The organism is Sphingobium sp. TomMM7A (assembly GCF_055397305.1).
Genome location: NZ_AP027312.1, coordinates 103,391 through 129,204, shown reverse-complemented (window position 1 = coordinate 129,204; position 25,814 = coordinate 103,391). Strand labels below are relative to the sequence as shown.

Below are 25,814 nucleotides of genomic sequence, written 5' to 3'. Positions count from 1 at the left end.
GGTCATAATCCGAAAGGCCAGGTTTCCGGCGCGCCTGAAGGGCGTTCCGGACCCAATGGCGTTACCGCCGAGGTCTGTTCGAACCAGACCCAGGCATCGAATTGCTCCGCCAGCACAGCCTCGAAATAATGGCTGAGCCGCTCCGTTTCGGGCCGATAAACGACGCCGATCGCGCGCTCCAAAAGCGTGTGGCCGAGCAAATCCCGCAGCGCTTCCTTGCCCGGTCCCCGCCAGTCAGTCAGGCTGCGGACGACGCCTGTGCGCCGGAACGCATGTTCATAACTGTCCGGGCGTGCGGGACGGACGGACTTGATCTCCATCGCCCCGCCCCAGTCGCTGGCCGCCGCGACAAGTCCGGTGTCAGTCCCAAAGCCGATCGACACGGCATCGTCGCCATAAGCGAGGCGGCAAAGCTGGCCGATGTTGAATTCACCCTGCCAACCCATCGCCGTTGCAGCTGCATTGCCGACATGGCTGTTATGCGCCCAGATGACCGCTTTGGTTCCACTACCGCGATGCGCCATCAACGCCTGGAGCGTTTCGAACATGTGCCGGTCGCGCAGGTTCCAGCTTTCGGTCGAGCTGCGGTACATGGCGCGATAATAGCGTTCCGCGGCGCGAACTATGCGGGCGTTCTGATAGGCATCGAACCACGCCTCGCCATCCTGTTTGAGCAGGTCCAGCCGCTGGTCAAGAAGCTGGCGAAGCTGCGCCACCACGCCATCTTCACATCCTTTGCCGCCGGAAAGAGTGACTGCCCGTCCATAGTGCGCGGGTTCATCCTGCCATGGCGTCAGACATCCATAGCGGCGGCGCGCGTCCTCCGCCTCGTCCGGATCGGCCTTGTCGAGATAGGCAAGCACGGCATGGATGGATTCGCTGAGGCTGTAGACATCCAGGCCATGGAATGATGCCTGGCGCGCTTCCGCCAAACCCTGATTATGTCCCCGCAGCCAATCGGCGAAGGCCAGCACTTCCTGGTTGCGCCACATCCATGTCGGGAAGCGTATGAATACATCCCCCCGCCTGGGACGCGGCGCCTGGTGCCGCACATAATCGTCAATGCGCGCGGCATCGGGCCAGTCCGCTTCTACCGCCACGACCGTGAAGCCGTGCCGTTCTATCAGCCGACGGGTAATCGCGGCGCGCGCACGATAAAATTCAGAACTTCCATGTGTCGCCTCGCCCAGAAGGATGACCCTGGCATTTCCGAACCGATCGAAACAGGCACCGAAATCCTCCACCTTGTCAGGCGAGGGCAATGGCTCAGCATGGTGCCTGAGAGCCTGGACAAGCTCATCGGGCGCTTGAGTGGTCGAGCGGTCAAACATCGTTGCCTGGGTCATCTTCTTCCTCACATCGTCAGGATGTCATTCCCTCAGGCGTGATGGCTGCTCACCGCCGCCATGACTTCAATCGCAAGATCGCGGTGACCACAGTGCGAGACGTCACCCAGCGACAGGATGCCGACCATGTTGGATCGATCATCCACAACCGGCAGACGGCGGACCTGTTGGCTTTCCATCAACCTGATCGCATCCTCGATGCTGTCTTCGGCATGACAGAAGACGACCGGTTTCGACATGATGTCTGCGGCTGTCATCGCTCTCGCCTGTCCGTTCCCGGCAAAGCCGCGCAAGGCGATGTCCCGATCCGTCACGATCCCCAACGGCGTGTCGCCATCGCTCACCGGGATCGCGCCTATATCCTTTTCCCTCATGATCCGGGCCAGTTCGGCGAGGCCGGTGTCCGGCGCCACCCGATCGACTCCCGGATGCATGACTTCCGACACATAGGTCATGATTTTCTCCAATCCATGACGCCATCAAATGGACTCAGGCACCATGATCGCGAAATCGGTGGCAATAGGTATTGGGGAATATACGAAGTGTCAGGCGGGCCGGGCATGGTAGCAGACGGCTGCCTTTGAGAACAGCTATGGGGTCAGGGCGTTGTCGACGCTTGGGCGTGGCAAGCCCTTGAGAAGATAAAGCGCAACAAGCTGGGCAACCGATCGCACTTCCAGCTTGCGCATCAACCTGGCGCGATGGACTTCGACGGTCCTGTGGCTGATGCCCAGCAACTCGCCGGTCTGCCGATTGGTAAGGCCATTGGCGACCGCCACAAGCACTTCACGCTCGCGCCGCGTCAAAAGGTCCAGGGCGACAGCGGAAGAGCGTCGCTGTGGCTGCTTCTTGGTTATGCCCGTCATGGTCACACCTGCGAACCCACGTCCCGCGTCGTCGCATCGATAACCGCATTGACGAGCGAAGACTCCTTGCAAGGCTTGTCGAGCACTGCATCAAAGCCGTGCGCGATTGCCTTCTGCATCAATTCGGTCGAACCGAACGCGGTCACCATTATGGCCCGCCCCTTCCATCCCGCCGAGCGGAGCGCAGCCAATACCTGAAGGCCGTCATGCCCCGCCATCAGGTAATCGGTCACCAGACAAGCCGGATTATTCGCTTTCACCTCGGCGATCAGCAATTCCGGTATCGCGAAGGAGCGGACGTTAAACCCTCGTCCCTGCAACAGGAGTTGCATCGACCTCCTCGATCCCGCGTCGTCGTCCAATATGACTATGGGGATTGGTAGGTCGGCCATTGTCTTCGCGCCTTGCGCCGCAGGATTCAACAACATGCCCAAGTGGTGGCACGGCGGCGTCGCTACGTCTTTAAGTATTGATCCCAGTCAGGCCCTTCTGTCCCATCCTCGCGGCAAAGGCGATCCGCAGCGCATCTGACAGGCTGTGGACATGCAGTTTTGTCATGAGGTTAGCCCTATGCACCTCCACCGTTCGCGAAGATATGCCAAGATCATAGGCGATCGTCTTGTTGGGAAGGCCCTGAGCAAGTCCTTCCAGCACTTCCCGCTCGCGTGCCGTCAGGGCGCCGATGATTACGTCGGCACTGGCGGCCTGTGCCGCTGCACCTTGGGCAAAGCGGACGCGGCCGAAGGCGCGCCCGATCGCGTCGATCAATACGGTCTTTTCAAACGGCTTTTCCAGAAAATCGACCGCACCCGCCTTCATCGCCTGTACAGCGACCGATACCTCGCCGTGGCCGGTCATGATGATGACAGGCATCGTGATCCCGCGCTCCGCCATGGTCCGCTGTACCTCCAGACCGTCGATCTGGGGCATGCGGACATCCAGCAGGACACAACCCGCCTCCACCGATCGCAAATCCTTCAAAAATGCGGCCCCGGAACGCCACGTCTCGACCGCATAGCCCGAGGTCCTGAGCATGTAGCCGACCGATCGCCGGACGGAATCATCGTCATCAACGATGTGAATGAGCTTCCTGTCGGTCATAGACATCCTCCGCCTGCGCTCGAATGAGGGTGAAATGGAAATCGGTGCCCTTCCCCTTGTGCGTATCCATCCATATCTTGCCGCCATTCACTTCCACGATCGTCCGGCATATGGACAGACCCAGGCCCATCCCTTCCGGTTTGGTGCTGACAAATGCGGTAAACAACTGCTTGGCGACGCCTGGCGCCATGCCGCAACCGGTGTCCGATACGGTGACCTGGATGTCACCTTCCTTTTCGGCACGGCTCGAAATGGTGAGCCTTTTAATCGGGCTATCGGCCATCGCTTCGCACGCATTCCGAATAAGATTGATCAGAACTTGCTGGATCTGAACCTTATCGACCAGCACGGGTGACGCACCGGGATCGAGATCGAAATGCGCCTCAATCCCCATCTCCCTCGATCCCGCGAGTCCTAGCACGGAGGCTTCATTCACAAGGTCAGGCAAGCTTTCGATGGTCTTTTCCACTTCGCCTCGCGAAACAAATTCCCGAAGTCGACGCACGATCTGCCCTGCCCTCAAAGCTTCGCTGGCGGCTTCCCCCAGCGCTTCCCGCATCATGGGCCATTCGCTTTTGTCGGGGCTGGCCATCTGATCGCGGACCGCCTCGACATAATTTGCGACCGCCGCGATCGGTTGATTAAGCTCATGCGCCAGCGTTGAGGCCATGGTGCCCATCGCACTGACCCGCGTGACGTGGATGATTTCGGCCTGCAAGGTCGCCATCTGCTGCTCAATCATACGCCGCTCGGTAAGATCGCGGACGAAGCCGGTGAATATCCGCTCATTTCCCCGCAGCGCTTCCCCGATGTACAATTCCATCGGAAAGAGCGATCCATCGGCCCGCTGGCCAAAGACCACCCGTCCCTTGCCAATGATACGCTTTTCACCGGTTTCCAGATAACGGTGGATATAGCTGTCATGACGCTCTCGATCCGGCGACGGCATGAGCATCCTCACATTTCTGCCCAAAACCTCAGATTCCTTGAAACCGAAAAGCGCCTCTGCTGCGGCGCTGAACGAAAGCATCTTACCGCTTTCGTCAATGACCACCATGGCATCGGGGACAGTAGACAAGATGGCGGTTAATTGGCTTTCGTGGGCACGCAACCGGTCTTCGGCGGAACGCTTTTCGGTGATATCGGAAATGATCTTCGCAAAGCCCCGCAGTTCCCCGCCTTCGCCGTAAAGAGCCGTCCAGCTGACGGCAGCAAGGAATTCCGACCCATCCTTGCGAAGACGCCAATCCTCCTCCTCGAATCTCCCTTCTTTGCGTGCACGCTCGATGTCGGCTTGCGGCTTGCCGACAGCAACGGCTTCGCTGGGATAGAAGAGGGCGCTTGGCTGGCCCAGGATTTCTTCCTCGGTCCATCCCTTGAGCCGCTCGGCCCCGCGGTTCCAGATCGTGACATGACCGATCGGATCAAGCATGTAGATGGCCAGGCCTTGAGCACCGTCGATCAACAGGTTCAGTTCCATGGCCATCTGTTCGCTGGCCTTCGCCGCCAATTCAGCCCGCTCCAAACGCAGGTTGGCCTTATGAACGAAACGGATCACAAGAATGATGATGGCGGCAGTGGCGCCAAACATGACCACTTCGAATATGTCGCGCACTTGGACTGCGGGCCTGCCCATGAAAAGGAAGTTCGCGGCGATGCCGAGCAATGTGGCAAGGATTGCCGGCCCTTCACCCACCCACAGCGCGACGGCCATGACGGCGACGATAAATGGCATATAGGCCGACCTGTCGCCCATCCAGGGGTCTAATAACGCCCGCACCGCCGATGCGATTGCAACAGCGAGGACAATCGCCGCAAAGCCAGCCAAGGGCGCGGTTATCCGTTTGAACACTGCCTCACCTGTCGAAGGAATTCACTTCGCTTATACGACGCTATCTCTTCCAGGCTCGCCAAGAAATACGAACTGATAAATGCCGATTTAAAATTATGAAAATCAACATGATTATTTTTCAGTTCTAAGTTTCTGCTCCAATAGGATTCGTACTGACGGCTGTACTTCTCATCGACTCACTACCGTTCACGGCAGATGAGCGTTGCTCGACTTAGGCAAGTTTCCAAAGGAGGCCGGGTCGCGCGCTCCATAATGTGAGTTCGGTGGAGGATCGACACGCACGCGCCAAGCATATTTCTGAGGGTGGATCGCGCGTCGCTGCAGTCGCCTGTCATCCCGGCAGTTTGGCGACGATCATGGCAACGATTGCTATCATGAGTCCGAAGAAAAGCGCCGTGAGGAAGATGGCGTCAACCGATTGCCGCAAGCGATCCACGAAAGACATGATGTTCTCCATCAACTCGGCCGACAGCCAAAAGGCAGGATAAAATGGACAAGCCCCCGATGAACGTCATCGATAGTGCCATTGGGTTCACCGGGGGCTATCCGATCAGTAGCTGACCAAGATATTATCCTCGACCTTGGTCACGCCAGGAGCAGCCCAGGCCGCCCGCTCGGCGACGCCACGTTCATGCCAGGCCTTCACCCGGCCACCCAGGCGAACCGTATTGCCGTCTGTAAAAATGGTGACACCTGCGGCATCCAGATCCGCCTGGCGCTTGAATGCAGCAATGATCCGTTCACGGATGTCCGAAGTAACGGGCAGCTTCTTTACCTCGATCAGGTTGCTGACCCCTGTTACACCCGAAATTCTAGCGGTCGCCTTCCTCGCCTCGTCGCTTTGATAATGGAAGTCCACCGTGCCGGAAAGCGTGACCCAGCCTTTCTCCACCTTCACATTGATTTTCTCGTGAGGGATGGCGACGTTCCAGGAAAACATGTCGAGGATACGCTTGGCGATTTCATGGTCGGCCGTGTGCGGCTCGGACTTGAAGCGGACCTGGATTTCCTCGGCGATGGCCTTGACGCCGCTGACGCGCCTCGTCGCCTTTTCGGCAGCAATCTTTTCAACATAGTTGGTCACATAGCCCGACAGGGTCACGACCCCATCGTTCACCGCCACGCCGATGTCTGCGTGATCGACGCTGGGATCCCATTCAAGTTCGTCCATGACGTCACGCTGCAACTGTCCGTCGGTTTTCATCACAACTCTCCTTGTCCCGGGGGAATGCGCGCCATTCTCGGGCGCGTGATTTGCTGACGGCGCGGAACGCCACCGGCAAAAGCATGGCGACTACCGTACCGACTCCTGCCTCGGCACTGCCGCGGATCAACAATCTGCCATCCATGTCGCGGATTGCCCGCCGAATTCGGTTTAGTCCCATTCCGCGGCCCGGTTGCCTGGCACCGGCCTCTGGCATGCTGCCATTCATCAGGAGTCCAGGGCCATCGTCGGCCACCACCAGCCAGATCCAATCGCCGATCCTGCGGCATCGAAGCACTATTCGGCGCGCGCCAGCAGATCGTGCGTTCGCGACAAGCTCCAGCACCACCGCTTCAAGGTCGGCGGGGTCGGCGCTCACAAGAGCGGCTGGTACGGCTACCTGCGTGTCGATCTCCAAACAGGCGGAAGGGCGAACGACGGCCTGGAGAAGGGGAGCAGCATCGGCCACTTGCGCACCGACATCCAACAGGCGAGGCTCCTCCCGAACCTTCTTCGAGAGCAACCGGGAAGTCAGTTCACCACCCCGCACGGCGGCGGCGCCCAGGGCGCGCAGCAGCTTGTCTCGTTCCGATCCGGAAAGCTTCTTGATTAGCAGATGCTGGATGGAGGTGATCACGGCGAACGGGTTGCGAAGATCGTGAACGATCTCTCGCGCAAGATCCTGGCTCGATAGGCCAGCCTTTAAGTCGCTCGAGTCCCGCATCATCGCCTCCACACTGTTCGAGACGATTTTAGGAAATGCGTGCTGCCTCCCTATTCGCAACTTCCCGTAAGTAGCCTTTCTTCAAATCTCGTTCGGGGGGATTGGCCTGCGGCATTTACGAATGTCGGCCAGAGCAGCGCATCCCCTAGGATCACTCAGGCAAGCGCCAGCGGCGCATCTGAGTGAAAGGCTGTACGAGCCATGACGATCCGCAACCTGTCGCCCCTTCTTCATGCCAAAAGCATAGTTCTGGTCGGAGCATCGGAGCGCAAGGGAGCCGTCGGCACCCTGGTGCTCGACAATCTGCTTGCCGACGGATTTGAAGGCACAGTCTATGTCGTCAATCCGCATCCGGTCGCCCGACAAGGCGCGACATGGTTCGCGACCATCGACAGCCTCCCGGAGGCGCCTGAACTAGCGATCGTCATGACACCAGCATCGACGGTAGCTCCGATCATCGATCAGTTGGGGAGGCTCGGCACGCGCTGCGCCGTGATCCTTTCAGCCGGGCTGACCGATGCTGGCGGCCTTCGCGGCGAGGTGCTGGACGCAGCGAAGCGACACGACCTACGGATCGTCGGCCCCAATTGTCTCGGCATCATGTCTCCCCATGCCAGGATCAACGCCACCTTCGCACGCACCCCGGCAAAGCCCGGCCATCTGGGCCTCATATCTCAAAGCGGCGCGCTGATTACCGCCGTGCTCGATTGGGCGCAGACCCGCAGCGTAGGGTTTTCCGCCATCATCTCGGCCGGAGACATGGCCGACGCTGACCTCGGCGACCTCATCGATCTTCTTGCAACCGACCCGCACACCCATGCCATTCTTCTCTACGTCGAGGGCGTAACCCAGGCGGCTGAATTCATGGTGGCGGCACGGGCAGCGGCGCTCACCAAGCCCATCATCGCGATCAAGGCTGGAAAGAGCGAGCTCGCAGCCCGGGCAACGCTGTCTCACACCGGCGCCATGATCGGCGCCTATGATGTCTATGAGGCGGCCTTCGCCAGGGCGGGCATCCTGTTGGTCGACAGCCTCACCGAGCTTTTCGACGCCGCCGAAATCCTTTGCACCTGCAAGCCCATCGCTGACAACAGGCTGGCGATCCTCACCAATGGCGGGGGAGCGGGTATATTGGCGGTCGATGCGCTTGCACGAACCGGCGCTCAGCTCGCCGAGCTGACCCCGGAAACGCAGGCAATATTTGAGAAGGACATGCCCGCCGATTGGTCACGCAGCAATCCCGTTGATGTGCTGGGCGATGCCGACGCGACCAGATACAGCGTCGCGTTGCGAGCCATCTTGCGGGACGAGGCAAGCGACGCAGTGCTGGTCATGAACTGCCCCACGGCACGCAGCGAAGCAGGCGAGACGGCGCTGGCGATATGCCGGGAAGTCGCCACGGCGGCACAAGAGCGCATATGCAAGCCCGTCCTTGCCTGCTGGCTCGGCGACGCAAACGCCAATGCCGTAAGGTCCATATTTACGGCGGCAGGCATCCCCGTCTTTTCCACGCCAGATGACGCCGTGCGCGCCTTTGGCTATCTAGCGCAGGCGCGCCGCATTCGCAGAAGCCTGACCGATGCACCCGCGCAAACGCGCGAGGTGAAGGCCGACCGCGCCGCTGCCCGCGCCATTATCGCCAGCGCACAGGCGGACAAATGCACGCTGCTGTCCGAGCTAAAGGTGAAGCAGCTGCTGGAAGCCTATGGTGTCCCCATCGCGCCAACCCGCTTTGCCGCGTCCGCGCAAGCAGTGGAGGAAGCCTGCTGCTGGCTGAGCGCGCCCTATGCCGTCAAGATCGTCTCTCGCGATCTACCGCACAAATCGGATGTGGGCGGCGTGGCGCTCAACCTGCCCGATGCTCATGCGGCAGTTGCGGCCGCACAAGACATGGAACGACGAATCCAACGCGATTTCCCGGACGCGCACATCCAAGGCTTTGCCGTGGAAGACATGTTCAAGGCCGAGAGCGGCACCGAGATGATAGTCGGCATCGCGACCGATCCGACATTCGGCTCGATCATCATGACGGGCGCGGGCGGCACCGCTACGGAGCTTCTGCGCGACAAGGCTATCGACCTTCTTCCCATCGACCATGCGGGCGCACGTGCCCTGATCGCGCGAACACGCATCTCGGCCATGCTGGCTGGCTACCGCAACGTGCCGCCCGCCGATGTGGAGAGCCTCGCCGATGTGCTGGATGCCGTGTCTGCGATGGCGGTCGATATGCCCGACCTGCTCGAACTCGACATCAATCCCCTGTTGGTGAGCGCGGCGGGCGTCATCGCGCTGGATGCGCGGGCGCGTATCACCGCCGAGCCAGCGCCTCAATCGCGCCTCGTGCTGCGCGCGCCGCCGGGAGGCTGGGCTTCCGACCTTGTGACGGAGCATGGCGTCCGTTTTCATGTACGGCCGGTACGGGCGGACGACGAGGCGGCTGTAGCAAGCTTCTTCGATCATGTTTCAGCCGAAGATCTGCGCTTCCGCTTCATGTCGGGCCTCCCCAAGGTGCGGCATGAGCAGATCACCATGATGACACGGGTGGACTATGTCCGGACGATCAGCTTCCTGGCCTTCGGTGACGAGGGTGGAGAGGTCATTGCGATCGCCATGCTGGCGACGGACCCCGACCGCAGCCGGGCGGAAATCGCGCTTACCACGCGGACGGACAGTAAAGGCAAGGGGATAAGCTGGACATTGTTCGAACATGTGCTGAGCTATGCAAAATCGGAAGGCATCGACATGGTTGAATCGGTCGAGTGCGCCGATCATGACGCGGCGCTGCGCATGGAGCGTGAGCTGGGCTTCATCACGATCGTGGATCCCGACGATCCAACCATTCGCATCGCCAGAAAAGGCATGGCGGCGGCCGATCCTGGCTGAAGGCCGCAGCATCGCTATCGAAATTGCCTGCTCCGTGCAGACCGCTTTTTCGCGACGCCACGGATCATCACAATGCCGGGCATGAGCGGCAGCCAAAGCGTGAACAGCCGCAGCAGCATGGTCGCGGCGAAGGCTGCCTCCAACTCCACACCAAGGAGATGCAGCATCGCGACCGATGTCGCTTCGAAGCTGCCAAGGCCCAGCGGGATTGGCCCCAGCGTTGCGATGACCGACGCCATGATCAGGGCAATGAACGCCGTCCCGAACGCCGCCTGCTGATTGAGGCTGTGCAAGCACGCGAACAGCGTCCCGGCATCGGCCAGGAAGATCATCGCATTGCACGCCGTGACGGTCAGGGTGAGCCGCGTGTCTCGCAAGAGCGCGGCTGGCGCCTGCGCGACGGTTTCGAGCAACCGGCGCACGAAGTCGATATGTTCGATCCGGTCCGGCAATGGCCTGCTCCCCCGGCGGCGAAGCCACAAGGCGAGCGAAGGGATCGCGAGGGCAACGAGGAGAAAGATCGTGACGACCCCCGCCATCAGCGGTGTGGCGCGGTCGTGAAGCCAGAGCAGGATCAGGGTCACGAGCGCGAAGAAGGCATAGGCCGCATAGAAGCCGATCATGGACAAAAGGAGAGCGGCCACCGCCGTTCCCTTCGGCACGCCAAGCGCCCTCAGTTGATCTACCAGCAGGATGTTCCCACCCATGCCAGCGCTGGGCAGAACCTGATCGGCAAACAGCTTGGTCAGGGCGATTCGCATCAGGGGCCGCAAAGGCTGGGGCGTCCGCGCACGCCGCAACACTGCCGCCCATCCGCCTGCCACGCTTGCATAGGTTGTCAGTTGAAGCACAAGCGCGAGGCCGATCCAGCCCGGCTCGGCTTCACGCAGCAGGGCCGCGAACCGCCTCACCTCTCCCCAGTGGGCGACGGCGGCGATAAGACCCGCGGCGATAAGGATCGCGAGAAACCAGCTTCGCCATCGAGCAGACGCCATACCCTCCTCCAGTCCCGACGACACCCACGCGCTCCTGACTGCGAACAGCGTGGTCCGAAAGACCCGTCGACTTTACGGGAGCCTTCGACCGGGCGAACCTCGGACAGCTACGTAGCTTAACGGATTAGAGCCGGGATCAGCATGGGTCATGTCATCCTGCTCGATCCGCTGGTTTTTTGGAGCTGCGATGGCTTTTTCCATTCCCTTGCCGTTCCGACAAGCGGCTCATCAAAGGCCGGGCAGCGATCCTTCTTCCGCCGCCATCAATCCTGACAGCGCAATGAACCAGGTCGCCGCCGAATATTGGCGGATGCCCGTTGAGCAAAGCCTTGTCGCGCTCGTCGCAAAAGGAGGCGGCCTCTCCTCCGAGGAAGCCAACCGCAGATTGGCGGTCGCTGGCCCCAACATCCTGTTCGAACGATCCCGGCGCCACGTTGCCGCAGATCTGGCGCGAAGGCTTGGCAACCCGTTGGTGCTGATGCTGCTTGCCGCCGCTGCCGTCGCGGGCGTGATGGGCGACATGGCGAGCTTCCTGCTGATCCTTGCCATGGTCCTGCTGTCCACGATCCTCGACACGGTGCAGGAACGACGCGCCGAAGCTACCGCCGCAGCGCTCAGGGAAGCGATCGCTCTCACCGCGCGAACGCTGCGGGATGGGGCAGCTGTCACTCTGCCCGTGCGCGATCTGGTGCCGGGGGACGTTGTCATGCTCGCGGCGGGAGATCTGATACCCGCCGATGGACTCGTGCTGTCAGCCAACTCGGCTCAGGTCAATCAGGCCGCGCTGACCGGAGAGCCCTTCCCGGTCGAAAAGTCGCCGATTGTGGAACCCGATGCGTCCATGGCCGTGGCAAGAAACCTTCTGCTGCACGGCAGTTCGATGATCGGGGGCAGCGCGCAGATGCTGGTCGTCCAGACGGGCGATCGCACCCATTTCGGCGGGATCGCCCGGTCGCTCGGCGATGAACAGCCACCGACCGCCTTTGAGCGAGGAATCCACAGGCTGGGGCTGCTGATCGTACGGATGACGATATTCCTCGTCCTGTTCGTCATCCTGGCTCATCTGGCGCTCGGCCGACCACCGGTGGAATCCTTCCTGTTCGCGATGGCGCTGGCGGTCGGTCTTACGCCCGAACTGCTGCCGATGATCATGACAATCGGTCTGGCGCGCGGAGCGCAGCGCATGGCTGCGGCGAAGGTGGTGGTGAAACGGCTTTCGGCAATCCACGACCTGGGTGAGATGGACATATTATGTACCGACAAGACGGGTACGCTCACGGAGGCACGGATCATGATGACCGGCCATCCGGGGATAGACGGCGCCGACAGTGAACGCGTGTTCGAACTGGCCGCGGTCAATGCCCGGTTCGAAAGTGGCCTGCGGAGCCCGCTGGACGACGCACTGCTCGCGCACACGGGACATCATCCGCTCACCGGATGGCGCAAGCTCGACGAGCGTCCGTTCGATTTCGAACGGCGGCGGGTTTCGGTGCTGGCGCAATGGGAGAGCGAGAGGGTCGAGATCGTCAAGGGCGCGCCGGAAACGATCCTTGCCCTTTGCGATCAGGCCGAAGCGGCAGATGGCAGGATCGTGCCGCTGGACCCCGCGTTGAAGGGGCGGCTCATGGCACTGCATGACGATAATGCCAGCCAGGGCCTTCGTCTGCTGGGCATCGCCTGGAAAGCGGCGGCGGGCCGTGAGCGCATCGAAACGGACGATGACGACCATCTGATATTTGTCGGCTTCTGCCTTTTCCTTGATCCGCCCAAAGGCTCGGCTGCCGCCGCGATCGGACGGCTGGAGGCGGCAGGCGTCGCCACCAAGGTCATCTCAGGGGACTCCGCCGCTGCCGTGCAGCACCTTATGGCCGCGCTTGGACGGCCGGTTTCGGGCCTCCTCACCGGCGATCAGATCGCCGCGCTCGATGACGAGGCGCTGGCGGTGCGTGTCGTGGAAACGGACCTTTTCGCCCGCATCACCCCCGACCAGAAATTGAGGATCGTGCATGCGCTTCAAGCGCGCGGACATATTGTCGGATTCCTCGGCGACGGCATCAACGACGCGCCCGCGATCAGGGCAGCGGACGTCGGCCTTTCGGTGGATGGCGCCACCGACGTGGCTCGCGAGGCTGCGGACATGATCCTGCTGGCGCCTGATTTGTCCGTTCTCACCGACGGCGTGGCGGAAGGACGCCGCACCTATGCCAATATCCTCAAATATATCCGCATGGGCACCAGCTCCAATTTCGGCAACATGCTGACAATGGCGCTCGCGTCCCTGTTCCTGCCCTTCCTGCCACTGACGCCGGTGCAAGTCCTGCTCAACAACATGCTCTATGATCTCTCCCAAACGGGCATCCCGTTCGACCGTGCGGAGAGCAGCGATCTTGCGGCGCCCCATGGCTGGAACATGCGGGCCATCGTCCGCTTCACACTAATCATGGGACCTTTGTCGTCGCTGTTCGACATCGCGACCTTTGCCGCGCTGATCGCGCTTTTCCATGTCGATGTGCCAACATTTCGCACCGCATGGTTTATCGAGTCAATGGCAACCCAGATATTGGTGGTTTTTGTCATTCGCACGGCAGTGCCGTTATGGCGGCAACGGCCCCATCGGCTGCTGGTGACGACCGCCGGACTTTGCCTGTGCACAGCGATCGCGATACCCTTTCTACCGATCGCTCCAGCATTGGGCTTCGTCGCGCCAGGCCTTCCCATCGTCGCCATCACGACCATATTGGTTGCCGCTTACCTGCTGTCCGCCGAAGCGCTCAAGCGCGTGGCGATGCGTTAGGAGGCCGTGCATGAGCGCAATGATTGCCATGCAGATCAGAACCGTCCGGACTCCCCTGATCCGGATCGAGCGTCCCGTGCCCCATCCGGGTCCCGGCGAATTGCTGATCGAAGTGGCTGCCTGCGGGGTTTGCCGAACCGATCTGCATGTGCTCGATGGCGAGATCCCCGCGCGTTATCCGATCATACCAGGACACGAAATCGTCGGTCGCGTCGCAGCGATCGGGGTCGGCTTGGAAGGTTTTGCAATAGACCAGCGGGTGGGTGTCCCGTGGCTGGGACATACATGCGGTCGATGTCCCTATTGCCGGGCAGGAAAGGAAAATCTCTGCGACGCACCGCTCTTCACCGGCGCCACGCGAGACGGCGGCTATGCCAGCCATGTGATTGCCGACGCCCATTACTGCTTCGACCTGCCCGATCGTTTTTCCGACGTGGAAGCAGCGCCGCTCCTTTGCGCCGGCCTGATCGGCTGGAGAGCGCTGCGGCTGGCCGGCCCTGCGCCGGTCATCGGCCTGTATGGATTTGGCGCCGCGGCGCATATTCTCGCACAGGTCGCCCGGCATCAGGGACGCACCGTCTATGCCTTCACCAAGGATGGCGATGAGGATGGACAGGCTTTTGCGCGTTCGCTGGGCTGCGAATGGGCAGGCGGTTCTTCCGACGATCCGCCAGCGCCACTTGATGCAGCGCTGATCTTCGCACCCGCAGGAGAGTTGGTGCCGCGTGCCCTGCAAGCGGTCAGGAAAGGCGGCCGCGTCATCTGTGCCGGTATCCACATGAGCGACATTCCTTCATTCCCCTATGCCGACTTGTGGGAAGAAAGGCAGATACGCTCGGTCGCCAATCTGACGCGAGAAGACGGCACCTCCTTTTTCGAACTGGCAGGTGACATCCCCCTTCACACCGTCACGGAGACCTTCTCGCTCGAAGATGCGAATGACGCGCTGCAACGGTTGCGAACAGGCAAGATCAAGGGTGCCGCAGTCCTCGTGCCCTGATCCATGAGTTCGTGACTCTACTTATGGCGCCACTTCGCGCGCAGGGCGACACTCCCACCCGGAGTCTTGTTAGGGAGGACTGTTCATGCGCCGCTTTTTCATCGCCGGTGCCGGTTTCTTGAACCTGATGTTCATTGCCGGTGTATCGGCACAGACTGCACAACCGCACGCCGGGCACCACCCGGCCGAAGCAGCGGAGAGCGCCCCGTCTGCGGTAGCGGAGCCCCAGCATGATTGCCCCATGATGAAGGATGAAGACGGCCACAGGATGCACTCCGATGGCATGCACCCGCCATCGGGGGCCATGGGGTCAGCTCAGCAGATGCCCGACGGCATGCAACATTGCAGCGAGATGCACAGCCCGGTGGCTTCCGAAAAGCCGCAACAGCCCAGACAATGACGGGGCGAACCGCCGCGCACAAAAAAGCAGGAGAAGGACAATGACCGACTTTCGTTCGCTGATTCCCTTTGGACGCACCGGCATGTTTCGCAGCGGATTTGATCCGCTCGCCGATCTGCGCAAGGAAATGGATCGCCTGACCGATGACTTCGGCCGCGGCTGGATCACCAGCGATGCTGGCGACCGCCATGGCTTTCTCCTGCCCAAGGTGGACGTCGCCGAGACGGACGGCGGCCTTGAATTGACCGCCGAACTGCCTGGTTTTGACGAGAAGGATGTGTCCCTGGATGTTCATGACGGCATACTCACCATCAAGGCCGAGCATAAGGAAGATCGCGAAGAGAAGGACGAAAAGAAGCATTATCATCTGATCGAGCGCAGCCGGGGAAGCTTCTTGCGGCGGGTCGCCCTGCCCTTCGAAGCGGATGCCGACAAAGCCAGTGCGCATCTGGAAAAAGGGCTTCTGAAGGTCATCGTTCCGCGTCTCGCGACTGAGGCAAGCAAGCCACACCAGATCCCGATCGGATCGAAGTAGAACGCGACTGCTGAACCGATACGGGCACGCAATGATTTCAGCATGATGCTATAGAGGGGGCATGAAACGCATTGCGCTCTGGCTGTTGCCGCTGGCGCTGCTGGCGGCGGCAGCAGTTTATTGGATGCTCGCCGGGCGAGCGCACGACGTCACTCTCATGCCCGTTCGTGTCGGCGATGCGGTCGAACTGGTCTATGCCACCGGCTTTGTCGAGGCGGAACATCCTGTCACCATATCCGCGCGCCTTACCGCCCCTGTCCGTCAGGTGCTGGTGGACGAAGCGCAGCGCGTGGGGCGCGGCCAGCCGCTCGTCCTGCTGGATGACGAGGAACAGCGCCATGCAGTGCAACAGGCGACCGCGCAGCGCCGCGTTGCCTTGCAGGAGGAGCGGCGCGCGCTCGCGCTGTTCACCAAAGGATGGATCACGCGGGCCGCTCGTGATTCCGCCGTTGCCGCAGCCGACAGTGCAAAGGCGGCGGAGGAAGGCGCGCGTGCCCGCCTCGATCAGATGGTGGTGCGGTCAGGCATCAACGGCATCGTCCTGCGCCGCGATGTGGAACCGGGCGATCTCGCAACCCCCGGCCGCACGCTCATGACGCTGGGCGATCCCGCCAGCGTCCGAATTACCACAACGGTCGATGAACGCGACGTGCCGAGGATTGGCGTAGGCCAAGCCGCGCTGATGTCGAGCGACGCCTGGCCCGGTCGGGTGCTGCATGGCCAGGTCCGCGAAGTGACGCCCGGCGGCGATCCTGAACAGCGCGCCTTCCGCGTTTATATCGTTACCGACCAGCCTCTGGCGCTGCCGCTCGGGCTGACGTTGGAAGTCAACATCGTCACCCGGCGCGCGGATCGCGCGCTGCTGGTGCCGACGAGCGCAATAGAGGACGGCAAGGTCTGGGTCATCCGCGACGGACGCGCTCATGCGCGAGCGGTGCGGACTGGCATCGCAGGGTCCGGCGATGTCCAGATCCTTTCAGGTCTATCGCAGGGCGAAACGGTCGTGAGAGCGCCCGAGGGCAAACTTTCGGACAATATGCGGGTGCGGGTAACGCGATGAGCGGGCAACTCCGGCTGTTGGCAGGCATCGCCGCCCGGCATCTGGTAGGTCGGCGCCGACAGACTTTGGTGGCTGTGAGCGGCGTTGCGGTAGGCGTTGGCTTCTTCCTGGCCGTCTCCGCGATGATGATTGGCAGCCAGAATGATTTCATCAAGACGTTGATCGATGCGGCCCCGCACATCATCATTTCCGACGAGCTGCGAAGCCCGCCGCCGCAACCGGGCGTCAGATTATATAAAGGTGCGGCGATAGACCTACGCCATTATAAGGTCCGCAACGAAGTGCGCGGGCTGAAAGGCTGGCCGGAGATACTGCGGGCCGTCAATGCGCTGCCCGGCGCGGTCGGCTCACCCAGCTTGACGGGCGCGATCACCCTGCGCAGCGGCGGGCGGGAGGAGGCGTTGACGATCGTTGGCGTCGATCCGGCGGTCGAGGAGAAGGTCAGCGCCATCGAAGACAAACTGCGCACGGGACGCCTCCGCGATCTGGAAAGCACGCAAGGCGGCATCATCATCGGCGAGGAAATGGCGCGGCGGCTCGGCCTTGCCATGGGCGATGTCGTGGGTGCAACCTCGGCATCGGGCAACAACCGTTCGCTCCGCATCGTCGGCCTGTTCAAGCGCGGCCAGACACAGCTGTCTTCTTCGCTCGGCTATGTGCTTCTGCGCGAGGCGCAATCTCTGCTCGGCCGCCCCTTCATCATCAACCGCATCGGCGTGCATCTGGACGATCCCTATGGCGCGCAGCTCATCAGCCGACGCCTGGAAGAGCGCTTTGCCTACAAGGCCGAAAGCTGGGAGGAGCGATCCGCAGACTTTCTCTCGCTACTCGTGACCCGCAATGTCATCATGTACAGTGTCGTCTCGGCGATCCTGCTGGTCGCCAGCTTCGGCATCTACACCGTCGTGTCGAACAGTGTGTCGGACAAGAGACGCGACATTGCGATCATGCGCTCCATCGGCTTTTCCGAAGGCGACCTCCAACTGATTTTCGTGTTCGAAGGGTTGGCGCTGGCGCTGGTCGGAATCTTTGTCGGATGGCTGCTCGGATATGGATTGCTGGCGATACTGGGTTCCCTCCACTTTCCCATTGGCGGGGACAATGAACGTCTGCCGCTCGATCGATCGGCCCGGCAATATGTGATCGCCGCTGCGGCATCGCTGTTTTCGGGTGTGATCGCGGCCTGGCTTCCCGCGCGCAAAGCGGCACGGGTCGATCCCGTCGACATATTGCGGGGCGCCGTATGAGCGCGATCATGCAGGCGCAGGGCCTTTCCCGCGAACTGGCCGGAACACCCCCAGTAACGCTGGTTGCCGATGTTTCGCTGACGATTGATCCGGGCAGCTTCGTCGCCATCGTCGGGCCGTCGGGCTGTGGCAAATCCTCCCTCCTCTATTTACTGGGGCTGCTGGACCGCCCGACCGAAGGGTCCCTACTGTTTGAAGGGCGCGACATGAACGCGCTGGACGGCGACGAGCGCGCGCAGATCCGACTCACGCATTTCGGCTTCGTGTTCCAGTTTCACTTCCTGCTGCCCGAGTTCACCGCACTCGAAAATGTGATGCTACCGATGCGCAGACTGGGCCGACTGTCGCCAGCGCAGGCGCGGGAGAAGGCGCAGAGCCTGATGGCCACCGTCGGCTTGGCCAAGAAGATGGACAAGACGCCCAACCGCCTGTCGGGCGGCGAAAGGCAGCGCGTGGCGATCGCCCGAGCGATCGCGAACGATCCCGCGCTGGTGCTTTGTGACGAGCCCACCGGCAATCTCGACAGCCAGAACAGCGCCCACGTGGTCGAAATGTTTCGCGCACTCGCCCATGATCAGGGCCGCGCAGTTGTGTGCGTGACCCACGATCCCGACGTCGCTGCCGCAGCCGATGTGCAGATATCGATGCTGGACGGCCGTATCAGCGGAACCGACATTCGATCGCGATGAACGAGAACTCAAACCCTCAGTCCCGCTGAAATCGCTGATTTTGACGCATGTCAATTCGTCGCCGGGACTGAAGATTTAATGTCTTTGGAAAGGAGACATTAAATGGATCAGTTGTTTGGCCTTTACTTCCCGCATTTCGTCGCTGGCCTGATGATCGTGTTCATGCTCGTTCTGGGCGGCCTCAGCATCCAGGACGCCATGCGCGGCGACCGGAATTGAGCGAAGGCCAACCGCCCTTCCACGCCGTGGGCGGACGCGCAGGGGTCAGCAGGATCGTGGATCGATTCTATGACCTCATCGACTCCGTCCCCGCCTATCGCGACCTGCGGGCGATGCATGCCGATGACCTGACGCCTATGCGGCGTTCGTTGAGCGGTTTTCTGTGCGGCTGGCTGGGTGGCGACAGCGACTGGTTCGCGGCCAACCCCGGTAAGTGCATGATGACGCTGCACGCCCGCTTTCCCATCACCGATGCCGTTGCCGTTCAATGGACGTCGGCGATGCGGAAGGCGATGGAGGATTGCGGCGTCGAAGAACATCTGGCGGCGCGCATTGGCGGCGCCTTCGACGCGATGGCGTCGGCCATGGTTCGCGCCTGATTCTGACTGCCCCCGCGCATGTCACGGGGGCAGTTCTGGCGTCACCGGCTGGCATCCGAAACCGCAAGGATGTGGTCCGCACGGCCTGGGAAGATGTAATCGAACTCCAGAACCACGCCGCCGCCCAAAGGGCCATCGACGATCAGGTCTGTCTCGCAAAAAGCTTGCACGCCATTGCGCCCATAGGTGTAGCGCGTGACGCCTCGATAGACTGGTGATGCATCAAGCCGGGCGTCGATCTCCGCGTCGCCCGGCTGAGCGCGATTGACCAGAAACTTCAATCGCCCGGCAAAGCGCGCGTCATTGGCCTCCAGCGCCTGGAGCGCCAGATAGCGATCTTCCAGCTGCTCAAGCGATGCATGGAGGAACCCAACATGAAAATCATATTCGGGATCGGCTGCCTGTGCTGCCCGATAGGCTGAAACAGCGGGATGCTCGCTATCGGTGCCCAACCCCAGCGCTTCGCGCGCCGCGATAAGCAGCGCCGCTGTCGCCGCCGGTAGCGGGCTGAGATAGACGATGTTGTCCCCGCCATTGGGAGCAAGGACATTGGTGGTGAAGCGATAAAATATGCCGCCTTGCGGCAGTTCCATTTGCTGGGTCTTCATGAGCCCGGCGGTTTCCACTAGCAACGCAGCCGCCGGACCATCTTCGGGCCGGGGATAGTGCAGGTTAACGTGGCTGATTGTCTGCGCCGCCTTTGCGCGTATGGTCGATTGGACGTTCATGCTGTTCCTCTCTGCCGCAGCCTCGAACACGCCCGGCCGCCTGATAGGAAGGCGAAGTCGCCTCACGCGCCTTGAGGCAGGTCAAATTTCAAACATGCGCGTAGCATTTTGTTCTATTTGTAACGAGAGTTGTCGCTGAACTAGCACTTAGACCGCGAATTATCGGAGATACGTCGCTTCACGAAAGCGAAAATTCCTGAAATTTGATGATGGTCAATTCCCTCCCGCTCGACCCGGTCCATCATGGCCTCCTTACTCACGGAGGACGACATGGAAGTCGCGGCTCTTGCCTACAGCATCATTACGTCCCGCGATCTTCAGCAATGGGTCCGCTTCGCCGAAGACGTCGCGGGATTTTCCGTCCATGCGCTTCCGGGCGGACTGGCGCTGCGTATTGACGAGCGCGCGGGGCGGCTGTTCATTATCGAAGGCGAGCGCGACGGCTATTGCGCCAGCGGCTGGGAAGTGCGCAACGAACAGCAATATGTCGCGGCCTTGGCGACCCTGGACGCACGCGGCGTCGCCTACACCCATTCGACGCAGGCGGAACGCGCGCTGCGTCATGTGACCGACATGGTCTGGTTCCGCGATCCTTCGGGCAACCGCCATGAAATCAGCTATGGCTATGTCAGTAGCTTCGCGCCCTTCTGTTCCCCGCAAGGCGTTCGCTTCGTCACGGGCGACCTTGGCTATGGCCATGCGGTACTGCCCGCCCCCAACATCGTCGAGACGCGTCGCTTCCTGGCAGACCTACTCGGCCTTGGCCTGTCCGATTTCATGGTTCACCGCCCGGCAGGAGATGGCGGACCCGAAATGCGGATCGATTTCCTGCACTGCGCCAATGGCCGCCACCACAGCCTCGCGCTGTTCGAGGGCGAGGTGCCATCGGGCTGCGTTCATCTGATGGTCGAAGTCGCGACGATCGACGAGGTCGGCCACGCCTATGACCGCATGCTGGCCGCCGGAGCGCGGCTGATGGCGACGCTCGGCCGCCACACCAATGATCACATGATCAGCTTCTACGTCGAAACGCCCGGCGGCTTCGCGTTGGAATATGGCTGCGGCGGGCGGGTCATGGACTGGGACCGTCACACCGTTTTCGAAAGCACATCGGCCAGCCTGTGGGGCCATGATTTCAGTGTCGGCTTCGGTGCCGACGAACAGGCGAAACTGGCCGACGCGGCCTGATCATAAGGAGAGGGAATATGACGCTTGCCAATGTAACCGCCGCGCCCGCCATGGCTGATCTCGTCGATCGGGCAGCGGCGCTCGTGCCGGTCCTGCGCGAACGCGCCGACGCCTGCGAAGCGGGCAACAAGGTGCCGGACGAAACCATCCGCGATTTCCAGGATGCTGGCTTCTTCAAGATACTCCAGCCTCGCCGGTCCGGCGGATATGAGATGGACATCGAGACCTTTTACGCGGTGCAGATGAAGCTCGCCGAAGGCTGCATGTCTTCCGCCTGGGTGCTGGGCGTCGTCGCCGTGCATAACTGGCAGCTCGCCCTTTTCGACGCGCAGGCGCAGGAGGATGTGTGGGGCAAGGATAACAGCACGCTCATCTCCTCCTCCTACATGCCGCGCGCGCAGGTCACGCCGGTCGAGGGCGGATACCGCATCAGCGGGCGCTGGGGATTTTCCAGCGGCGTCGATCATTGCGATTGGGCGTTTCTGGGCGGCCTGGTCAACGATCCCGAGACGGGCGAGCCGGACTTCTGGACGTTCCTGGTCCCTCGGGGCGATTTCAAGGTGCTGTCGATCTGGGACACGATCGGCCTTGGCGGCACGGGCAGCCATGACGTGACCGTGGAGGACGCCTATGTCCCCGCCTACCGCACCCATCGGTCGAAGGATGGCTTCGCCTCCACCAACCCCGGCGCAAAGGTCAACCCCGGCCCGCTCTACAAGCTGCCGTTCGGGCAGGTCTTTGTCCGCGCCGTATCCTCCTCGTCCATCGGAGCGCTGCAAGGCGCGCTCGACTGCTTCGTCGAGAAGGGCGCGAAGCGCAGGAGCGCCAATAGCGGGGTAAGCGCCTCGGCCGACCCCGATGTGCAGATGGTGATCGCCGAAACCCGCGTGGCGATCGATGAGATGAAGACCATTCTGTTCCGCAACTTCGCGCATCTGACCGAAAAGGCGCGCGCAGGGGAGCAGGCAGACCTTGAAACCCGGCTGCACTACCGGTTCCAGTCAGCGCAGATTTCCGGCCGCTGCTGCGCGCTGATCGGCCGCATCTTCGCGGCCAGCGGCGCGGAAGCCATTTATCGCGGCAATCCGATCGCCCGCGCCTTCTGCGACATTCATGCTGGGCGAGCCCATGTGGCGAACAATCCGGGCGTGGTCGGCCGCAACTTCGGCGGCGTCATGCTCGGTGGGCCGAACAGCGACAGCTTCATTTGAGAGGAGGGCACGGATCATGGCAAAGACAGCCGAATATGGCCTGGGCGAACTGACCTTCCCCCGTGGCTGGTTCATGGTGGCGACCGCAGATGAGGTGACGCCGCAGCCGCAGCCCGTTCGCTTCTTCGGGCAGGACATGGCGCTCTATCGTGGCAAGAGCGGACGCGTCGTGCTGCTGAACGCTTATTGCCCGCACATGCGCGTCAACATCGCGCGCAACAGCACATCCTATGTCGTGCGCGACGGCAATCAGGTGGAGGGGGATTCGATCCGCTGCCCCGCCCATGGTTGGCGCTTCACTCCAGAAGGCCAATGCGACGACATCCCCTATTCCACGCACAACATCCCCAAGGCCGCCTGCATCAAGTCGCACAAGGTCGTGGAAAAGGCAGGCTGCATCTGGATGTGGCATGACATGGAAGGGGGCGAACCCGACTATGACCTGCCCGACTTCGCCGAATGGGACCGCACCGGCGAAGGATGGGTCCGCTGGCAGGTGGATCATTTGGGCACATTGCCGATTCACCCGCAGGAAATCCTCGACAACATGACCGACTATGCCCATTTCGCGCCGGTCCATGGCTCCTCGGGCAATGTCTTTTTCGAAAATGAATTTGACGGTCCCATCATGCGCCAGCGCTTTGCGTCGGGTCACCGTACGCTGGTCGATGGCGGCGGAATGCTGGAAACCGACACCTGGTACACCGGCCCCGGCATCCTGCTGTCCCGCATGGAGGGCAAGCATCCCTCGCTCATGATGATCTGCAACACGCCGGTCGAGGATGGCGAGGTTCGGGTCTGGTTCGCCGTGATGGCGCAGACCGCTGCGAACGGCGAAGCGACCGTGGAGGAACGCGCCACCGCGCGCGCCTATCATGAGGCAGGGCTCGCCGCCTTCTCACAGGATTTCGAACTGTGGAAATATAAGGAAGCGGCGATCAACATCCTTCAGGTGCCGGACGACGGGCCGTTTCACAAGGGACGGCTATGGTATCGCCAATTCTACAATCCGCGCGCCCGCGCGGCCGAATTCCAGAAGAGGGTCAACGGCGTCCATACCACCGTGGACCTGCGCGGCAGCAAGGCTGCGGCCTGAAATCCCATAGCTGAGTGATTGGCGGCGGAGCTTCCCTCAGGCCGCTCCGCCGCTGTCACATGCACTGCCCGATTTTGACGCACGTCAATTTGTTCGCGCCAAGTAAGTATATACTCACATCTTGAGCGAACCGGCATTTCTGCCGCCGCGCACCAAGAGAGGAGCGAAGATGAACGCGCATAGCCAGCCACATCCGGCGACCACATGCCCCCTGCCCATCGCCGACCGCGATGGTCTTCGCTGGGCGCTGCAGGACGCCAACCTGCCTAGCCTGCTGATGGTTTACACGACCTATGCGCAGGACCGCGAATATCTGGACAGTTTCGCGCCCTACCTGACCGGCATCTACACGGCAGAAGCGCCGTCGAACGTGCCGGACGAAATGGCGCAGGATCTGCGGGATCGCCTCTTCGCGCTGCTGACCAACCCGACGCCGCCGGTGGAACGCCCGATCGATCCTGAACTGCTGCGTCGGATGATGGGCGTCAGCGTCGGCGAAGATGTCGATCCCACGATCATGCCGGTGCTTTACGACCAGATGGGCTTTGAACGCCCGGTGCCGCGCAAGGACATGCCCGGCCGCATCCATCCGCCCGCCGGCTTCCGCGTGCTGGTGATCGGCGGCGGCATGACCGGCATCGCCGCGGGCATCAAGTTGGGCGAGGCGGGCTATGACTATACGATCATCGAGAAGAACCCTGACCTTGGCGGCACATGGCTGGAAAACCGCTATCCCGGCGTCGGCGTCGATACGCCCAGCCACTTCTACTCCTATTCCTTCGAACTGAACCCCGATTGGAGCAGCTACCATCCGAAGGGGCCGGAGATTCACAGCTATCTGACCGGCGTCGCTGACAAATATGGCATACGCGATCATGTCCAGTTCGGGACGAAGGTGCTCGCCGCCCGCTGGAGCGATGCGGACAGCAACTGGCACGTCACCTTGCAGGATGTGAAGACGGGCGCGGAACGGGTCGAAGTGGTGAATGCGGTGCTACTCGCCCATGGCGTGCTTAACCGCTGGTCCTTCCCCAATATCCCCGGCCTGGACAGCTTCAAGGGCACCAAGATGCACACCGCCGGATGGGACCCGGACATGGACCTTACCGGAAAGCGCGTGGCGGTGATCGGCACGGGCGCCAGCGCCGCCCAGCTCGCGCCCGCAATCGCTGACAAGGTCTCCAGCCTCGTCATCTTTCAGCGCTCCAAACATTGGGTGCTCAATAACCCGGAAATCACCGCACCGGTGAACGACAATATTCGCTTCGCGCTGCGCAACATTCCCCATTACAAGGAATGGTTCCGCTTTCGCGTTTACTGGTTCACCGGCGACGGCCTCTATGGCAATGTGAAGAGGGACCCGAACTGGCCCAACCAGGACGTCTCGATCTCTGCCCAGAATGACGGCGCGCGCAGCTATGCGCTGCAATATATCCATCGCAAGCTGGCGGGCCGTCCCGACCTCATTGAAAAGGTCGTTCCCGACTATCCGATCTTTGGCAAGCGCATCGTTCTGGACGCCGACGGCGGCTGGCTCGACACTTTGCTGAAGCCCAATGTCACGCTGGAAACCGACCCCATCGATCATGTCGAGGAAAATGCGATCGTCACCAAGAGCGGCCAGCGCTACGAAGTCGATGTGATTGCGCTCGCCACCGGCTTTGAACTGGCCCCCGCGCTCGGCCCGCTCAAGGTCTATGGCCGGGGCGGCTGCGATCTGGCGGCGGCGTGGGGCAAGGACGAGGCGCGCGCCTATCTGGGCGTGATGGCTCCCGCCTATCCCAACTTCTTCATGACGCTGGGGCCGAACAGCGCGCCCAATCATGCCGCGGGCGTCAACATGGTTCTGGAAGCGCAGATCCACTATATCGTCGAAGCGCTCGACAAGATCGTGGCCGCTGGCGGCAAGGCGATCGAGCCGACCGAGCAGGCCTATCTCGACTGGAACGAGAAGGTCGATGAGCAGATGAAGCAGATGGTCTGGACCCACCCCAAGGCCAAAAGCTATTATCTGAACAGCAAGGGCCGCAACTACGTGTCCTGCCCGTTCAAGCTCGCCGAGTACTGGAACTGGACACGCAATCCTGATCCGGAAGCGATGGTCATTTCCTGAGCTTCAACAGAAGGCAGCAAGAGGGGCCTGATCCATTCGGACCAGGTCCCTTTGTCGCACCCGCCATGTTCAGGGGTCGTCATCCCGGACTTGATCCGGGATCCCGCTCTCTTTGTGATATTTTCAAAAGTAGCGGGACCCCGGGTCAAGCCCGGGGTGACGGAACGCAGACTTTGAAGCTAC

Annotated in this window: 23 protein-coding genes; 13 read left to right on the top strand and 10 right to left on the bottom strand. The window is 61.6% G+C overall.

The window, feature by feature from the left end; all coding sequences use genetic code 11:
• Positions 1-2: 2 nt before the first annotated feature.
• From ACZ5ZH_RS13440 to ACZ5ZH_RS13405, 8 genes are all read right to left on the bottom strand, one after another.
• Entirely contained in the window at positions 3-1,346 is a 1,344-nt protein-coding gene (locus ACZ5ZH_RS13440; RefSeq protein WP_449469562.1) for an erythromycin esterase family protein, read from the bottom strand.
• Positions 1,347-1,378: 32 nt separating this feature from the next.
• A complete protein-coding gene (locus ACZ5ZH_RS13435) occupies positions 1,379-1,801 on the bottom strand; it encodes a CBS domain-containing protein (protein WP_449469564.1) in 423 nt (140 codons plus the stop codon).
• 135 nt (positions 1,802-1,936) lie between these two features.
• Positions 1,937-2,212 carry a response regulator transcription factor gene (locus tag ACZ5ZH_RS13430; RefSeq protein ID WP_449469565.1) on the bottom strand — a complete coding sequence of 92 codons (276 nt, stop codon included), beginning with the start codon at positions 2,210-2,212 and terminating at the stop codon, positions 1,937-1,939.
• Positions 2,213-2,214: 2 nt separating this feature from the next.
• Positions 2,215-2,604, bottom strand: a complete 390-nt coding sequence (locus ACZ5ZH_RS13425) for a response regulator (RefSeq protein ID WP_460988575.1) — start codon at positions 2,602-2,604, stop codon at positions 2,215-2,217.
• Between the two features lie 70 nt (positions 2,605-2,674).
• Positions 2,675-3,313 (bottom strand): response regulator transcription factor, encoded by a 639-nt coding sequence (locus ACZ5ZH_RS13420; protein ID WP_464773228.1) that lies wholly within the window; start codon positions 3,311-3,313, stop codon positions 2,675-2,677.
• Positions 3,282-5,165, bottom strand: coding sequence for a PAS domain S-box protein (locus ACZ5ZH_RS13415; RefSeq protein ID WP_464773227.1), 1,884 nt, complete (start codon positions 5,163-5,165; stop codon positions 3,282-3,284). The genes ACZ5ZH_RS13420 and ACZ5ZH_RS13415 overlap by 32 nt, the downstream gene beginning before the upstream one ends.
• Positions 5,166-5,715: 550 nt before the next feature.
• Positions 5,716-6,369, bottom strand: a complete 654-nt coding sequence (locus ACZ5ZH_RS13410; RefSeq protein WP_196226904.1) for a BON domain-containing protein — start codon at positions 6,367-6,369, stop codon at positions 5,716-5,718.
• Positions 6,341-7,096, bottom strand: a complete 756-nt coding sequence (locus tag ACZ5ZH_RS13405) for an ATP-binding protein (protein ID WP_464773226.1) — start codon at positions 7,094-7,096, stop codon at positions 6,341-6,343. The genes ACZ5ZH_RS13410 and ACZ5ZH_RS13405 overlap by 29 nt, the downstream gene beginning before the upstream one ends.
• A gap of 198 nt (positions 7,097-7,294) precedes the next feature.
• On the opposite strand from ACZ5ZH_RS13405, the gene ACZ5ZH_RS13400 reads away from it, so the two are divergent.
• Positions 7,295-9,976, top strand: coding sequence for a bifunctional acetate--CoA ligase family protein/GNAT family N-acetyltransferase (locus ACZ5ZH_RS13400; protein WP_464773225.1), 2,682 nt, complete (start codon positions 7,295-7,297; stop codon positions 9,974-9,976).
• Between the two features lie 14 nt (positions 9,977-9,990).
• On the opposite strand, the gene ACZ5ZH_RS13395 is transcribed toward ACZ5ZH_RS13400, so the two are convergent.
• The gene (locus tag ACZ5ZH_RS13395) at positions 9,991-10,971 is read right to left on the bottom strand and encodes a lysylphosphatidylglycerol synthase transmembrane domain-containing protein (protein ID WP_464775243.1); all 981 of its coding nucleotides are present in this window, start codon (positions 10,969-10,971) and stop codon (positions 9,991-9,993) included.
• Positions 10,972-11,158: 187 nt separating this feature from the next.
• On the opposite strand from ACZ5ZH_RS13395, the gene mgtA reads away from it, so the two are divergent.
• The 8 genes from mgtA (at position 11,159) to ACZ5ZH_RS13355 (ending at position 19,295) form a co-directional block, all read left to right on the top strand.
• Positions 11,159-13,765 (top strand): magnesium-translocating P-type ATPase, encoded by a 2,607-nt coding sequence (gene mgtA / locus ACZ5ZH_RS13390; RefSeq protein ID WP_464773224.1) that lies wholly within the window; start codon positions 11,159-11,161, stop codon positions 13,763-13,765.
• A 19-nt stretch (positions 13,766-13,784) separates the two neighbouring features.
• Positions 13,785-14,765: a zinc-dependent alcohol dehydrogenase family protein gene (locus ACZ5ZH_RS13385; protein WP_464773279.1), complete on the top strand. Its 981-nt coding sequence runs from the start codon at positions 13,785-13,787 to the stop codon at positions 14,763-14,765.
• A gap of 85 nt (positions 14,766-14,850) precedes the next feature.
• Complete coding sequence (locus ACZ5ZH_RS13380) at positions 14,851-15,165, top strand: hypothetical protein (RefSeq protein ID WP_464773223.1); 315 nt, start codon at positions 14,851-14,853, stop codon at positions 15,163-15,165.
• A 40-nt stretch (positions 15,166-15,205) separates the two neighbouring features.
• Positions 15,206-15,700, top strand: a complete 495-nt coding sequence (locus ACZ5ZH_RS13375) for an Hsp20/alpha crystallin family protein (protein ID WP_464773222.1) — start codon at positions 15,206-15,208, stop codon at positions 15,698-15,700.
• 61 nt (positions 15,701-15,761) lie between these two features.
• The gene (locus tag ACZ5ZH_RS13370) at positions 15,762-16,760 is read left to right on the top strand and encodes an efflux RND transporter periplasmic adaptor subunit (RefSeq protein WP_464773221.1); all 999 of its coding nucleotides are present in this window, start codon (positions 15,762-15,764) and stop codon (positions 16,758-16,760) included.
• Positions 16,757-18,007 carry an ABC transporter permease gene (locus tag ACZ5ZH_RS13365; protein WP_464773220.1) on the top strand — a complete coding sequence of 417 codons (1,251 nt, stop codon included), beginning with the start codon at positions 16,757-16,759 and terminating at the stop codon, positions 18,005-18,007. The genes ACZ5ZH_RS13370 and ACZ5ZH_RS13365 overlap by 4 nt, the downstream gene beginning before the upstream one ends.
• Entirely contained in the window at positions 18,004-18,696 is a 693-nt protein-coding gene (locus ACZ5ZH_RS13360; protein ID WP_449469586.1) for an ABC transporter ATP-binding protein, read from the top strand. Before ACZ5ZH_RS13365 ends, ACZ5ZH_RS13360 begins: the two co-directional genes overlap by 4 nt.
• Positions 18,697-18,911: 215 nt before the next feature.
• A complete protein-coding gene (locus ACZ5ZH_RS13355; protein WP_464773219.1) occupies positions 18,912-19,295 on the top strand; it encodes a group II truncated hemoglobin in 384 nt (127 codons plus the stop codon).
• A 41-nt stretch (positions 19,296-19,336) separates the two neighbouring features.
• On the opposite strand, the gene ACZ5ZH_RS13350 is transcribed toward ACZ5ZH_RS13355, so the two are convergent.
• On the bottom strand, positions 19,337-20,023 hold the full coding sequence (locus tag ACZ5ZH_RS13350; protein ID WP_464775242.1) for a hypothetical protein: 687 nt from the start codon (positions 20,021-20,023) through the stop codon (positions 19,337-19,339).
• Positions 20,024-20,293: 270 nt separating this feature from the next.
• On the opposite strand from ACZ5ZH_RS13350, the gene ACZ5ZH_RS13345 reads away from it, so the two are divergent.
• The 4 genes from ACZ5ZH_RS13345 to ACZ5ZH_RS13330 all read left to right on the top strand — a co-directional run bounded on the left by ACZ5ZH_RS13345 (position 20,294) and on the right by ACZ5ZH_RS13330 (position 25,631).
• Positions 20,294-21,211 (top strand): VOC family protein, encoded by a 918-nt coding sequence (locus ACZ5ZH_RS13345; RefSeq protein WP_464775241.1) that lies wholly within the window; start codon positions 20,294-20,296, stop codon positions 21,209-21,211.
• A gap of 17 nt (positions 21,212-21,228) precedes the next feature.
• Positions 21,229-22,422: a flavin-dependent monooxygenase gene (locus ACZ5ZH_RS13340; RefSeq protein WP_464773216.1), complete on the top strand. Its 1,194-nt coding sequence runs from the start codon at positions 21,229-21,231 to the stop codon at positions 22,420-22,422.
• A gap of 16 nt (positions 22,423-22,438) precedes the next feature.
• The gene (locus ACZ5ZH_RS13335; protein ID WP_464773215.1) at positions 22,439-23,518 is read left to right on the top strand and encodes a Rieske 2Fe-2S domain-containing protein; all 1,080 of its coding nucleotides are present in this window, start codon (positions 22,439-22,441) and stop codon (positions 23,516-23,518) included.
• A gap of 169 nt (positions 23,519-23,687) precedes the next feature.
• Positions 23,688-25,631 (top strand): flavin-containing monooxygenase, encoded by a 1,944-nt coding sequence (locus tag ACZ5ZH_RS13330; RefSeq protein WP_464773214.1) that lies wholly within the window; start codon positions 23,688-23,690, stop codon positions 25,629-25,631.
• Positions 25,632-25,814 lie beyond the last annotated feature (183 nt).